The organism is Streptomyces sp. NBC_01716, from assembly GCF_036248275.1.
In the GTDB taxonomy this organism is placed as follows: Bacteria; Actinomycetota; Actinomycetes; order Streptomycetales; family Streptomycetaceae; genus Streptomyces.
Map to the genome: position 1 here is coordinate 1,916,758 of NZ_CP109181.1, position 13,768 is coordinate 1,930,525.

Annotated in this window: 12 protein-coding genes and 1 pseudogene; 3 read left to right on the plus strand and 10 right to left on the minus strand. The window is 70.7% G+C overall.

From position 1 onward, the window contains the following. The first annotated feature begins 69 nt into the window (after positions 1-69). On the plus strand, positions 70-2,778 hold the full coding sequence (locus tag OIE74_RS08215; RefSeq protein ID WP_329380126.1) for an FG-GAP-like repeat-containing protein: 2,709 nt from the start codon (positions 70-72) through the stop codon (positions 2,776-2,778). A 77-nt stretch (positions 2,779-2,855) separates the two neighbouring features. On the opposite strand, the gene OIE74_RS08220 is transcribed toward OIE74_RS08215, so the two are convergent. The 3 genes from OIE74_RS08220 to OIE74_RS08230 are packed head-to-tail and all read right to left on the minus strand — an operon-like array spanning position 2,856 to position 4,803. Next, on the minus strand, positions 2,856-3,419 hold the full coding sequence (locus OIE74_RS08220) for a YcxB family protein (protein ID WP_329380128.1): 564 nt from the start codon (positions 3,417-3,419) through the stop codon (positions 2,856-2,858). Positions 3,420-3,421: 2 nt separating this feature from the next. After that, the gene (locus OIE74_RS08225) at positions 3,422-4,177 is read right to left on the minus strand and encodes a hypothetical protein (protein WP_329380131.1); all 756 of its coding nucleotides are present in this window, start codon (positions 4,175-4,177) and stop codon (positions 3,422-3,424) included. After that, positions 4,174-4,803 carry an RNA polymerase sigma factor gene (locus OIE74_RS08230; RefSeq protein WP_329380134.1) on the minus strand — a complete coding sequence of 210 codons (630 nt, stop codon included), beginning with the start codon at positions 4,801-4,803 and terminating at the stop codon, positions 4,174-4,176. Before OIE74_RS08230 ends, OIE74_RS08225 begins: the two co-directional genes overlap by 4 nt. Positions 4,804-5,028: 225 nt before the next feature. Between OIE74_RS08230 and OIE74_RS08235 the strand changes: the two genes are divergently transcribed. Beyond that, positions 5,029-7,425, plus strand: a complete 2,397-nt coding sequence (locus tag OIE74_RS08235; protein WP_329380137.1) for a SpoIIE family protein phosphatase — start codon at positions 5,029-5,031, stop codon at positions 7,423-7,425. A 108-nt stretch (positions 7,426-7,533) separates the two neighbouring features. Here OIE74_RS08235 and OIE74_RS08240 read toward each other — a convergent pair whose 3' ends face one another. The 3 genes from OIE74_RS08240 to OIE74_RS08250 form a co-directional block, all read right to left on the minus strand. Then, complete coding sequence (locus tag OIE74_RS08240) at positions 7,534-7,974, minus strand: Asp23/Gls24 family envelope stress response protein (RefSeq protein WP_329380140.1); 441 nt, start codon at positions 7,972-7,974, stop codon at positions 7,534-7,536. A gap of 186 nt (positions 7,975-8,160) precedes the next feature. Continuing rightward, positions 8,161-8,703, minus strand: coding sequence for a DUF1707 SHOCT-like domain-containing protein (locus tag OIE74_RS08245; RefSeq protein ID WP_329380142.1), 543 nt, complete (start codon positions 8,701-8,703; stop codon positions 8,161-8,163). Between the two features lie 65 nt (positions 8,704-8,768). Next, positions 8,769-8,906 carry a hypothetical protein gene (locus OIE74_RS08250; protein ID WP_329392588.1) on the minus strand — a complete coding sequence of 46 codons (138 nt, stop codon included), beginning with the start codon at positions 8,904-8,906 and terminating at the stop codon, positions 8,769-8,771. Here OIE74_RS08250 and OIE74_RS08255 point away from each other — a divergent pair. After that, positions 8,884-9,357, plus strand: a pseudogene (locus tag OIE74_RS08255) (sensor histidine kinase); the annotation flags it as partial. The gene OIE74_RS08250 and the pseudogene OIE74_RS08255 sit on opposite strands and share 23 nt — an antisense overlap. 28 nt (positions 9,358-9,385) lie before the next feature. Here the strand turns inward: OIE74_RS08255 and OIE74_RS08260 are convergent. From OIE74_RS08260 to OIE74_RS08275, 4 genes are all read right to left on the minus strand, one after another. Further along, positions 9,386-9,586 carry a ferredoxin gene (locus OIE74_RS08260; RefSeq protein ID WP_329380145.1) on the minus strand — a complete coding sequence of 67 codons (201 nt, stop codon included), beginning with the start codon at positions 9,584-9,586 and terminating at the stop codon, positions 9,386-9,388. A 116-nt stretch (positions 9,587-9,702) separates the two neighbouring features. After that, on the minus strand, positions 9,703-10,284 hold the full coding sequence (locus OIE74_RS08265) for a TMEM165/GDT1 family protein (protein ID WP_329380148.1): 582 nt from the start codon (positions 10,282-10,284) through the stop codon (positions 9,703-9,705). A gap of 277 nt (positions 10,285-10,561) precedes the next feature. Further along, positions 10,562-11,983 carry a DUF2252 domain-containing protein gene (locus tag OIE74_RS08270; RefSeq protein WP_329380151.1) on the minus strand — a complete coding sequence of 474 codons (1,422 nt, stop codon included), beginning with the start codon at positions 11,981-11,983 and terminating at the stop codon, positions 10,562-10,564. 116 nt (positions 11,984-12,099) lie between these two features. Then, positions 12,100-13,563: an MFS transporter gene (locus tag OIE74_RS08275; protein ID WP_329380153.1), complete on the minus strand. Its 1,464-nt coding sequence runs from the start codon at positions 13,561-13,563 to the stop codon at positions 12,100-12,102. Positions 13,564-13,768: the final 205 nt, after the last annotated feature.

Genomic DNA, 13,768 nt, shown 5'->3' on the forward strand with positions numbered 1-13,768 from the left:
CGCAAGTGAACTCGTTGAGGGGTGGGGCATTTGAGCCCGCGTACGTCGCATGCGTACCGAATACTGAGCATGAAGCGCCGGGTATGGCTGACCGTCGGCGCCGTTGTTGTGGGGGGCGCGGGACTGATCACCGTCGCCATAGCCGATCCGCCGGAGAACCCGGGTAAGGCCGGTCAGGAGAAGCGGGCGGCCAAGGTTCGTACGCTTCAGCTTTCCCAGGGCGACGCCAACGAGAGGGAGCTGCCGAGCACCGGAACGGAGCCGTTCTCGCTCGTCGGCATCGGCTGGGACAGTGCGACGGCCGAGATCGACGGCGTGGCCCAGGTGCGTACCCGGGAGGCGAAGTCCGGCAAATGGTCCGGCTGGCAGTCGCTGGACCTGGACTCGCACGGACCGGACGAGCCGGAGGGCAAGACACGGGGTGCCTCCGAGCCGCTGTGGGTGGGGCCGTCGACCGCGGTGCGGGTACGGGTGGAGTCGGACAAGGGGCTGCCCAAGAATCTGAAGCTGCACATGGTCGATCCCGGAGTGAGCGCGACCGAGGCCGGGAACCCGGCCGAACCGGTCATGGACAGCGCCGCGTTCGCGGTGGACGCGACCGCGACCCCGGCGGCGAGCGATGCCGGGCCATCGGGCGACCCCGTGACGCCCAGCGATGCCGTGACGCCAGGGGATCCCGTGACGCCGACGGACAGCATCGCCCCGACGGAGTCGGTCACGCCCCCGGGCACCCCGACCGACAGCCCCGCTCCGACGGACACCGCGACGCCCGGTCCGAGCCCGACGCCCACCAAGCCGACCGCGCCGCCCTCGACGGTGAAGCGCCCGCCGATCATCGACCGTGCCCAGTGGGGCGCGGACGAGTCGATCGTCGCCGACCCGCCGGAGTACATCGACAAGGTGCGGGCGGTCTACATCCACCACACCGTCGGCTCGAACAACTACAGCTGCGCCGAATCGGCCGCTCTGGTCCGCGGCATCATGACGTACCACGTCAAGACGGAGGGCTGGAACGACCTCGGCTACAACTTCCTGATCGACAAGTGCGGCCGGATCTTCGAGGGCCGGGGCGGCGGCGCCGACCTGCCGGTCAAGGGCGCGCACACGTACGGCTTCAACAGCTACTCCACCGGCATCGCCCTGCTCGGTGACTTCGAGGGCGACGCCGCCGCGGGCAAGGCCGCCGGGCGGCCGACCAGCGCCGCGCAGCAGTCCGCCGCCCGGGTCGCCGCCTGGAAGCTGGGCCAGTACGGCGGCAATCCGAAGGGCTCCGTGACCCTCGTCGCCCAGGGCAACACCGGGAAGTACACCGAGGGCCAGCAGGCCACGATGAGCGTGATCTCCGGCCACCGCGACGCCTTCGCCACCGCGTGTCCGGGCAAGAACCTCTACGCGAAGCTCCCCGCGATCCGCGACTTCGCCGCCGGCCCCGGCCGTAACTCCGCCATCCCGACCGCCGACTTCAACAGGGACGGCATCAACGACCTGGTGGCCGGGCTGCCCCGCGTCGCGAACAGCGACGGAAGCGTCACGGTCCTGCCGGGTACCACCGACGGACCGGGCTCCGCGGCACGGAGGACGATCAACCAGAACAGCCCGGGAATCCCCGGGAACTCCGAGGCGGGCGACCTCTTCGGCTCCTCCAACGCGTGGGGCGATGTCAACGGCGACGGATACGCCGACCTGATCGTCGGCTCACCCGGCGAGAACGGCACCACCGGGCAGACCGACACCGGCGTGGTGGCGGTGCTCAACGGCCCCGGTCTGAACAGCGGCAAGGGGTACTGGACCAACGCGACCACCCGGACCGCAGGCGAGAAGCTCGGCGCCACCGTCACCTCCGGTGACTTCAACGCCGACGGCAACGCGGACATCCTCTCCGTCGCTCCGGGCAAGCCGGGCCGCTGGTGGGCCTGGGACGGCAAGTCCGGCGCGGCCAAGTCCGGTTATCTGAACTCGACGGCGTACACCGGCGCCGTGAGCTACGCCTCCGCCGTCAGCGGCGACTTCAACAAGGACGGATACGCGGACGCCGCGATCGGCTTCCGCGACCCGGGCGGTATCGGCCGGCTGCTGTGGCTCAAGGGCTCCGCGACCGGGCTCCAGCGCGTCGGCGTCCTGGACGCGCGCGGCGGCCGTTCGCTCGCGGCGGGCGACCTCAACGGCGACGGCTACACCGACCTCGCGGTCGGCCAGCCGAGCACCACGGAGTCGGGGCACACACTCAAGGGCGGCGCGGTCACGGCCGTCTTCGGGTCGGCGACGGGTCTGACATCGACGGGACGCAAGACGTTCGGCCAGGACACCGCCGGCGTTCCTGACACGGGCGAGACCGGCGACGACATGGGCGCCTCGGTCTCCGTGGGCGACGTGAACCTCGACGGGTACGACGACATCCTCACCGGCCTGCCGGGCGAGGACATCACCCGGAGCGGCGTCGCCAGGACCAACGCGGGCCAGGTCATCCTGCTGCGCGGCACGTCCACGGGCCCGACCGCCACCGGCTCGGCCGCGTATCACCAGGACACCGCGGGTGTGCCGGGCAGCACCGAGTCCGACGACCGCCTCGGCTCCGCCGTCTCGCTCACCGACCTGTCGGGCTACAGCCGGGCCGATCTGGCGATCGGCGCCGACGGCGAGGACGCGAACAACGGCACGATCCTGCAGTTGGACAACAGCAGTGCGAGCGGCATCGTGACCAGTTCGGGCGTCTACTACGGCACCACGGCACTGGGCGCTCCCGCGGGCATGCGCATCGGCCAGGTACTGACGCCGTAACATCCACGGCGCCCCGGTCTCCGCGCCGACACACGGAGACCGGGGCCGCCAACACCCCCTGGGCGCCTTCCCGTTCGTCACACGCGAGCGGTGTGCCCGTCCAGGATCGCCCGCAGCCGGTCGAGGTCCCCGGCCGCACGCACGCCCCGCTTGGGCAGGACGTCGAGGCACATGATGTTGGGGTCCCGGCTGAGCAGGACGAAGTGGCCCGCCGTCTCCCGGTAGCCCTGGAAGACGGACCACTGCTGGACCAACGTGCTGTGGTCGGTACGGCAGGTGATCCCGGCCGGAGACACGCTCGTGCGGTACTCGCCCTGCCATCCGACAATCCGCTGCACGTGGGCGGCTTGCAGCCGCGGGTACCCCCACACCATCAGAACGACCAACAGGAACAGCACCGTCGAGACGACGTCGGCACTCCCCCGGCCCACGGTGGAGAACAGCCAGTGCCCCACCCACAGCGCGAGGAACCCCCAGCGCAGCAGCCCGGTCCTCTTGATCCGCCCGCGGACCCGCAGGCCGGCCAGTGTGTCGGCGGGCTCGGGCCGGTAGGCGAGTCGGACCGCCGTCCGCTCGTCCACGACATCCACGGGAGTCTCCGCGCTGTTGTCGGTGCCTTCGGCACCGCGGTCCTCTGCCATGACTACGACCCGTCCTTACCGGTGTCCTGGGTGTGCTCCGCGCTTCTGCCCCGCGAGGGAGAAGCCGCCGGAGGAGAGACCGCCGGGGGATTCCTCGGCTGTCCCGGCTGTCCCGGCGCGGCTGTCCCGGCCGGCTTCCCGGGCGCCGAGGGAGCGTCCGCGTCCGCACCGGACAACGCGGCGCAGTAGCCGTCCACGGCACCCTCGCCGCCCGCGGCGTCCACCAGTCGCCGGAACGCCGCGCCCTCGTGCTTCTCGGCGCCCTGACTCCACGCGTGGCACAGCGCCGCGTGACTCCGGGACCCCGGATCGTGCGCCGAGGGCGGGGGCGCCGGTGACGAGGGGCTCGGGACCGTAGCGCCGGGTGTACCGCCAGGGGTACGCGGGGCGTCCACGCCCGGCGTGGACGTGGAGTTCTTCGCGGGGCCTTCGGCGGGGCGGAACGGATCCGGGAGCCCGCCGGGAACGGCCGCCACCGCCAGTCCGCCGAGCGTGGCGGTGGCGAGGGCCGCGCCGAGCGCCGCCTTCCATGAGACAAGGGCGGGGAACCGGCGCCGGGCCGGGCGCCAGTCGTCGCGCCTCCTGCGACTCCGGCCACGCCGGGGCACGGCGCCTTCGGCGGCGCTGCAGGCCTCCCGGAACGCCGTGAGCGCCCGCTCGACCCCCTCCGGCTCGACACCGCCTCGAACAGCGTCGGCGAGCGCCTGGACCTCGGGCGTGATGAACGACGCATCCGTCGCTTCCGGCTCGCGTTTCATGTCTCATCCCTCAGCGTGCCCGACGCGGCGGGCGCCGCATTCTCCGCCCGGCTTCCCGAGGTCAACTGCTCGGCCAGCCGCTTCAGCCCCCGATAGGCGGCCGTCCGCACGGCGCCCGGCCGCTTGCCCAGCACCCGTGCCGTGGAAGGTCCGTCCAGCCCCACCACCACCCGCAGCAGCACCGCCTCCGCCTGGTCCGGCGGCAACTCGGCGAGCTGCCCCAGCGCCCACTGCGTCGACATCGACTCGAACACCGTTTCCACGGTGTCCGCCCGTCCGGGCAGTTCCAGGACATCCTGCTCGATGAGTGACATCCGGGGCCTGCGCTTCTGCTTACGGAGGTGGTCCAGCGCCCGGTTGCGCGCGATGGTCGCCGTCCAGCCACGAAATCCCGCGCCGTCGCCCCGAAAACGCCTCAGGTCCCTGGCGATCTCCAGCCAGGCGTCCGAGGCGACATCCTCCGCGTCGTCCCCGACCAGCCCGCGCAGATATCCGAGCAGCCCTGGATGCACGAGCCGGTACGCCCTCGCGAAAGCTTCCTCATCCCCCTGCTGGGCGAGCGATACGGCAATCCCGAGCTCCACGTCGGACACCTGCGTACGACGCTGGTTCCCACCCCTATCCACACATGCCTCTTCGATCGCCCAGCATTCTTCCCCCTCCTGACAGCGCCACGACGCACAGAAATGTCACATCAGGCGGAACATCAGGCGGAAGGAACGATAAGGAACGATCTCGACGCTCCGCGTCCGATTACTCACCTTGTGTGAGCGATGCCGCTCACCTTGCGCGCCCCGGTCAGGCGGACAATGGTTGTGATGGGATCTCCATGATGAGGTCGGGCGATAGAAATGAGCCAAAGCGGACTTCCCGCCGACGCATCTCATCCGCGTCGGCTTTCTTCAGAAGGCGAGGCCTTCTTTCCCGCCTCCTTCGCTCTTGCTCTTGTCGACGCCGACAGCACCATCTCGTGGGCAGGCGAGTGGGCGGAGCGGCTGCTGGGACACCCGCCTCAGGAAGTCGTCGGGCGATCGGTCGCGGCGCTGATCGGTGACACGGATTCGGTTCTGCGCCACCGCGACGGTCGGCGGCTGCCCTTCCGCCCTCACCTGATCCAGCTGCCCGAGCACGTGGCCCGGGGCGGACGGCTGCTGGCGGCCGTTCCCACGCGGGACGTCGCGGGAACGGACACCGCGGCGCTCATGGAGGCGGCGTTCGAGCAGTACCCGACCGCTTACGCGATCTATGACACGGAAGCGCGGCTGCTGCGGCTGAACACCGAGATGGCGCGCGTGCTCGCCCGCTCCGAGGAAGACCTGCGCGGCATGCACATCGGCGACATCGAGCACACCCCGGAGTACGCCGAGGCCGACATACGCGTTCGCCGGGTCGCCAAGACCGGAGAACCCGAGATCATGGAGCCCTTCACGAAGGTGCCCGGTGAGTCCGAGGCGCACCTGTGGTCGTCGGAGATCTTTCCCCTCAAAGACGACTCCGGGGAAGTGCGTGCCGTCGGCACCAACGCCCAGGACTTGACCGAGCTGCACCGCGGCCGTGAACGGCTGGCCCTGTTCACCGAGGCGCGCACGCGGATCGGGGTGAGCCTGGAGGTGGACGGCACAGCGCGCGAGCTGGCCGATGTGGCCGTTCCGCGCTTCGCGGACTACGCGTGCATCGACCTGCTGGGTGCCGTCCTGGGCGGCGATCTGCCCGGACCTGTCGAGGACGGGACGGCCACACTTCATCGAGCGGTCAGCGCGTCGGCGTATGTCCCCTCGACGGTGCCCGACGGCAGCGCACACAGCCACCTGGCTCTCTCCCCCGTGAACCTGTGCCTGACGAGCGGCCGGGCGCTGCGGTTCTCTCGTACGGACCCGGAGATACGGCGCTGGCTGGCCGGGGACCCCGCCGGCGCGGCCCTGCCCGAGAATCACGGAGCGCACTCCTTCATCGTGGTCCCCATCCGCGCACGGGGCGCCACGCTCGGGGTCGTGTCCTTCACGCGCCATTCCGCCTCTCCGGGCCCGTTCTCCCCCGACGACCTGCTCGTCGCCGAGGACCTGGTGGCCCAGACGGCCGTCTGTCTGGACAACTCCCGCCGTTACACCCATGAACGGAACATCGCTTCGTCCCTTCAGCGCCGTGAGCTGTCTCCGCAAGCGCGTGCACAGCCCGCCGTCGACGTCGCTGCCCGGTATCTGTCCGCGCGCGGCGGCTCCGGTCCGGGCGGCGGCTGGTTCGACGTCATTCCGCTGCCCGGCCTTCGGGTGGGCCTGGTCGTCGGCACCGTGGTCGGGCATGGCATCCGTGCCGCCGCGGCGGCGAGCCGGCTCCGTATGGCTGTACGGACCCTCGCGGAGATCGAACTGGCACCGGACGAAGTCCTCACCCGCCTCGACGACATCGTCAGCCACGCGCAGGAGGGAACGCGCATCGCGGGTGACGCGGTCAGCGACATCGGCGCCACCTGCCTCTACGCGGTCTACGACCCCGCGTCCCGGGTCTGCACACTGGCGCGGGCGGGTCACCCGGCGCCGGTTCTGATACGCCCCGGAGCACGCGGCGAAGTCGTCTCCCTGCCTTCCAACTCCCCCCTGGGCATGGGGGGTCTGCCGTTCGAGGGAGCGCAGGTGACGCTGCCGCCGGACAGCGTGCTGGCCCTCTTCGACCGAAATCTCGGCCGGAGCGGCAACACCGTCGACGGCGACACCATCGAGGAGGCACCCGCCGGGCTGATGCGGGCGTTCAACGACCGGACCGACTCGCTGGACGAGATCTGCGAGAACATCGTGGACCTGGTCCGGCCCGAGGAGCCGAGGGACGACATCGCACTCCTTGTCGCCCGCACCCACGCCCTCGACAGCGACCGCACCGCCTCCTGGGACCTGCCGTGCGATCCGTCGGTGGTCGCCGAGGCGCGCCAGAACGCGTGCGGGCTTCTGACCGCCTGGGGACTCGAAGACCTGGCTTTCGTGACCGAGTTGGTGGTGAGCGAGCTGGTCACCAACGCGATCCGCTACGGGGTGGGCCCGATCCGGCTGCGGCTGCTCAAGGACACGGCGCTGATCTGTGAGGTCTCGGACGGCGGTGACACCAGTCCGCATGTGCGGCGTGCCAAACCCACCGACGAGGGCGGCCGGGGTCTGCTGCTGGTGGCCCAGCTCAGCGAGCGCTGGGGCACTCGGATGACAGCCGTCGGGAAGACGGTCTGGGCCGAGCAGTCGATCCCGCCCGACCAGGCGCTCTGACCCGCAGGAGGGCGGCGCGGAGCCGACGAGGCGGAGAATCCGGCCGCGCGAAATCAGGGACGGTCGCGCGGGTGGGACCCTCGTGACCGTCCCTTCATGATCCTTCGGTCATATCGCGCGGGGCGATTCGCCGCCGCCCTCGTCCGAATCCGGGAGGTGCACGTCGAGGACGTCGATGTTCACCTCGGCGATCTCCAGACCGGTCATGCCCTCGACCGCGTCGGCGATACCCGTACGGATCTCTTCGGTGGTCCTGGTGATCGGATACCCGTACTCCACGACGACATCGACATCCACGGCGGCCTGCTTCTGGCCGACCTCGACCTGCACACCGCGTGTCACGTCGTCGGAGCGGACCATCTTGTCCCGCGCGGCTCCCAGGGTCCGGGTCATACTGCTGCCCATCGCGTAGACCCCGGCCGCCTCGCGGGTGGCGATACCGGCTATGGAGGCGACGACCGAGTCCGCGATCGTCGTCGTTCCCTTGATGTCACCGTGGTGGCGGTGGCCGTTCGACATTGCTGTTGACGTGGCTTCTTTGACTGCCATGACCGACTCATCTTCCTGGGATAGGGAGCGATGTCGCGTGCGATTGCACAGCCGCCGGGGATCTCGGAGATTTCCTGGGGCGGCCATGCCCCCTATCAACTGTGCTCCGCGCATCCCCATCACGCCATTCGGGTGATCGGGAGCCGGGCCGGCGCCCTCACGCCCGCCTCCGCGCAGCGCCTCCGCTCAGCGGCGCGCGTGGCGGATCTTCAGCCGGCCGAAGCCCATCGTTCCGGAGATCCGGATCGTCGGCCCGCCGGGGCCGGAGTGGCGCGGAGGCTTGTAGCGCATGTCCTTCCACCCGGTGCCCAGGTTCTCGAACTCGACGATCGCGTCGCGCGGGACCGTGACCTTGGCCCCGCCGGTGCCCAGTTGCAGCTCGATGTCGATCACCGGATGCTCGATGATCGCCCTGGACAGGTCGAGTCGCACGCTGCCGAAGGCGGACTCGACCTTGAGGGTCCGGGGTACCCGCCAGGGGCCGCGCCGCTGGATCCGTCCCGCGTGGACGGCGATCGTGGACGGCGTGGCGGGCTTCTCCGCCGGGAGCGGGGCCAGAGCCTGCGCGAGCGCGTCGTGCGTCTGGGCGGTGAGCGCCTGGTTGAGGAGTGCGTCCATCTCCTCGTGCGCGATGTGGCCTTCGGCGTACGCCTCCTGGAGGCGCCGCACGGCCGTGTCGCGGTCGGTCTCACTGATCCGTGGCGGCCGGTTCTCCGGCAGGGAAGTCACCCGTTCACTCTAATGCCGGTGCCGTGCCGGTCAGAGCCCCGCGACGGGACCGGCCCGGGACGGGGTCAGATCAGGCCGGAAACCTTGACGACGGTCTTGGCCGCGTCGAGCTCGATCAGCCGTTGGGCGACGCCGTCGGACCAGCGCACGGAGACGAGCCGGTCGCGCTGCTCCGGCGGCCCCGAGCACGCGGACGTCGACATGCCGATCGGGGACCGTATGGCGCCGGCCCTGTCCGGCCGGGTGCCGGATCCGTATCGCGGCGCTGCTCGCGGCGGTCAGCCACGACCTGCGTACCCCGCCCGGCATGTCCCGTCTCCAGACGGACACGGTGACCACGCTGATCCGTGAGATCGATCTGGACGAGGTGGTGCCGATGGCGCTCGGCGGTGTGCCGGAGGGCAGTGTCGTGCTGGTGTCCCTGACGACGCGAAGGACCGGATCTTCGCCCCGCTCCAGCGGTACGGGGACGCCCCCCGAGGTGCCGGTGTCGGGCCCGGCCTCGCCGTCGCCCGGGGCTTCGCGGAGGCGATGGGGGGCACGCTCGCCGCCGAGGACACCCCCGGCGGCGGCTTCACCATGGTGCTGACACTGCGGACCGCCGACGGTCACCCGCCGGCGCGTCCCGATCTGCCGGCCACGGCGACTTTCTGAGTACGCCGTGCCGGGTCAGGGGGTACGGCTACGCGTTGTCGATCACGGTGATGGCGGCCGAAGGACAGCCGGACGCGGCCTCACGGACAGTCGCGTGCACCTGCTCCCCGGGCTCGGCCTCCAGCAGCACGACGATGGCGTCCTCGTCACGCTGGTCGAACACCTCCGGCGCGAGCGCGACGCACTGGCCGGCGCCGCAGCACAGGTCCTCGTTCACGGTGATTTTCATTCGGATCCCCTTTTCCAGATGGCGAGTTGTGAGCGGCGACATGCGAAGAGGATCACCCTTTCACGGGCGCTTCGCGCCGACCACCCGGCACGCCCGCCGCGCCCGCCACCCGGACGTCAGAGCGTGAGGGCCTCGATGAGCGTCCAGATCGCGAGTCCGCCCATGCACAGCGCGCCGACGCGCTGCACGGTCTTCAGCGGCACCCGCCGGGCGATGAACCGGCCGGCCAGCAGGGCGAGCGCGGAGACCGACATCAGCGCGAGGGCCGAGCCGATCGCGGTGGGCAGCCAGCCGTTGCTCGCGGCCAGGTTGGCGGTGGTGATCTGGGTGAGGTCGCCCCACTCGCTGATGAAGACGGCCGTGAAGGCGGTGGTGTAGACGGGCCAGAAGCCGGTGACGGTCTTGCCGGCGCCCTCCTCGTCGTCGTCGCCCCCGCTGCGCAGCAGAACGAAGGCGCCGAACGCGAACAGGGCGGCGGAGACCAGCTTGACGGCGATCTCCGGAAGCAGGCCCAGCAGGCTGCCGGCGCCCACGGCGATGGCGACGTGCACGATGAACGCGGTGGAGGTGCCGAACCAGACGTACAGCGGACGCATCCGGGTGCCCATGGCCAGTGAGGCGAACATGGTCTTGTCGGGGAGCTCCGCGAGGAAGATGAGCCCGAAGGCGGTGATGATCGCCAGGGGGTCGAAAGTCATTCCCTTGCTTTCTGCTGGGGCCGGGCCGTGAGCTCGTACGACACCCAGAAGGCGACGGGAGGAACCACTCGACCCGGCACGACGGGCGACCCGCACTGAAGCGCGGGCCGGATCATGCCTTGGTCGAAGGTCTCGTCCGCCCCGCGTGGTACGCGGTGGCCCGGTGGCCGGGACGCCCTGGGGCGGCCAGTGTGTCGACCAGCGGTTCTCGGGACTACTCCCCTTCGCTGCGCTTCAGCCTAACAGGCAGGTCGGACAGGCTTCCGGCCCGTGCGCGTCACGCCGCCTCGGCCGTGACCCGGCCCTTCTTCACCGCGGTCACCAGGGCCGCGTGGTCGCGCTCGTTCTGGTCGGCGTAGCTCTCGGCGAAGTCGGACACCGCGTTGTCGAAGACGGGTCCGCCGCCCAGGTACGCGGCGATCGCGATCCGGTCGCCCGAGCGGGCGTGGGCGCGGGCGAGGGTCGCGCCGCAGAGTTCGGCGAAGACCCGCATACCGTTCGGGACCATGACCTGGGGCACCACGATGCCCTTCCAGTCGTGCAACTGCCTTATGTAGAAGTCCCGTTGAATGCCGTCGGGCCCCAGTACCCGGTCCCAGCCGAGGAAGACGTCGCCCACCGCCTGCATGAGCCGCTGGCCGGCGACGACGCGCTGGCCCTGGTTGTTGTACTCGCTCTCGCCGACGTGCTCGGCCAGTACGGAGTGGTCCGCCTCCTTCGCCTGGAGGATCAGCGGATCGCTGTCGTCCTTGCCCAGCAGGAGCAGGATCCAGCAGCGCGTGCCGACGCTGCCCACCCCGACGACCTTGCGGGCGATGTCCACCACGCGGTACTGCCGCAGCAGTTGTCTGCGCTCGGTGGACAGGCTCCGCCCGTACCGGTCGACCAGCTTGCCGAGATCGCGGACGAGCCTGTCGTGCTCCGCGCCCCGCAGCAGGTCGTCGACCGGTACGACCAGCGGCGGATCGGGGGCGAAGCGGCGGTCCCCGTCCTGCTGCCGGGTCAGCTTCTCGAACGCCTGGATGCTGTCGCGGGTGCGCGCCTTCGTCATCATCCTCGACAGCCGGTGCCGGCCCTTGGCGCTCAGCCTGCGGTCGGCCAGCGGCTGGAGTTCCTCCATGTCGGCGCGGGAGTACCAGACGTCGAGATTGCCCATCCCGGCGAACACGCGCATGCGCTCGCGGTAGGACCGTACGGCCGCCCGTACGATCATCGACCGCTCCTTCCGGGAGTAGCCGTTCTCCCGGCCGGCGATCACCAGGCTCGCGGCCAGGCGTTTGACGTCCCACTCCCAGGGGCCGGGCAGAGTCTCGTCGAAGTCGTTGATGTCGAAGACCAGGTGCCGCTCGGGCGAGCCGAGGAGCCGGAAGTTCAGCAGATGCGCGTCCCCGCAGAGCTGCGCCGTGATGCCGGAGACCGGGGTGGTCGCCAGGTCACCGGCCATGATCGCGGCGGCTCCCCGGTAGAAGCGGAAGGGCGACTCGGTCATCCGCCCGTACCGGATGGGCACCAGCTCCGGCACCCGCGTCTGCGACTGGGCGTCGACGACCGCCACCGGATCGGGCCGGGCGCGGACCGCCTCGAATCCCGCGTGGCCGGACCTCGGCGCTCGCTTACGGGCCGCCCTGCCCCGCTCGGCGCGCTCCCGGGGCGAGAGATGGGCGGGGGTTCGCCGTCGTACGGCCGTTCCGCGGTTCATGACGGGGTTCCTGCCGCGCCTGGTCATCGATGCGCCTCCAACCCCGAGAGCCGGCCCCACGCACTCACTATCCGTTGCCCGCCGGCCACGCGCATGTCGGGCCCGGCCGGCCGCCGTCAGGCCTTGCGGACCGCGGCCAGCAGCGCCGGGGAGTGGTAGCCCGTCGACGTACCCGCATGCCAGGACACCAGGTCCGGTGCCTCCGGCCGTGCGCCGCCGAGGAGGTAGAGGGTCACCAGGCCCAGCGCGCCGACGACGGTGATTCCCAGCGTGATCCCCACCGACTGCCGGAACCCGTCGGCGATCCCCTCGATGAGCGCGAAGTGCAGCAGAACGGGACCGATCAGGAAGGCCGCCTCCGAACGGAGCAGTTCCACCAGCGCGAAGGTCGGGCCGATCTGAGCGGCCGGCACGGAGAAGCCGGCCAGGAAGAGGCCCGGGGTCACACCCGCCCCCGCGCCGAAGCCGAGGAAGAACGAGGCCACGGGGACGGTCGCGGAGGCGTTCTGCGTCTCGGTGGCCAGCAGGACGGCGCCGCCGATGGCCACGCTGACGGTGCCGCACAGGGCCAGCACCGGCGTCCAGCGGGTCGACATCAGCTGGCGGAACAGCAGAGAGGCGATGAGGACGCCCATGATCTGGGGGGTGACGAGTGCCCCGATCCGTACCGGGGAGAAGTCCCCCTCCCTGGTCAGATAGACCTCGATCAGTTCCAGCAGGGTGGTGAAGCACGCCCCGACGAGCATCGCGTTGAGCGTGCCGACGACCGGCAGGGTGTTGCTGATGGGCCGCACCGGCATCAGCGGGTGGGCCTTCCGGTACTGACCGCCGACCAGGAAGACCCCGCAGGCCAGTCCGACGACGACCGGCACGTAGAACTCGGGGTCGCTGAAGTCGCCGCGCGTCAGCCACGAGACGCCGAAGAACGGCAGCGCCGTGGTGCCGAACGCGAGCGGGATCGCGGTCCAGTCGAATCTCGCGCGGCGGGCCGGTGGCTCGTTGCCCTCGAAGGTCAGGGAGCCGACGATCAGTCCGATCAGGGCCAGGGTGCCGATGCCCGCGAACAGTGGCCGCCAGCCGCCGAAAGAGCCGACGATCCCGCCCACCAGCGGCCCGAAGGCCACCATGCCGAAGAGCCCGAGACTGACGACGACGGCGGTCGTCTGGAGCTTCCCGATGGGGTGTCCGATGATCAGCGGCGGCAGCGACGCGACCAGCAGCATGCCGGTGAACAGCCCCTGGAACACGACTCCGGTGGCGAACATGCCGAGGTTCTGCGCGCTGAGCGCCAGCACCGTGGCCAGCACGAACCCGCATTCGCAGACGAGATAGACCAGACGCCGGGCCAGCCGCTGCACGAGGTCGGCGCAGGCGACGGCACCGAAGGCGTACCCCGCGTTCGACATGCCGCTGGTGAGCTGGAGTTCGTACGCCGTGGCGCCGATGCTCCGCATGATCTGCGGCTCCATCAGGGCGGTGGCGGTGGTGAGGATCAGATACGGGCTCAGCGCGAGCAGCGCCAGAGTGACAGCCGCCGGGTAGTTCCCGGCCAGCGGAATCCGGGTGAACAGGCTCGGCAAGGGTGAGCGGGACGGCAAGAACGCCTCCGGGGCCGGCGTGTGTGTGTGGGGGGGCCGCGAACCGGCTCAGCGTACGGTCGGACGCCGCCCCGCCCCGGCCTGACACGCCCGCCCCCAGGCACGAGACCTCCGTCCGTACGACCCTTCCCTACATACCCCCTATGGGTATAGGCTCCGGCGTGGTCGGGGGCGTCCGCCGCATCAC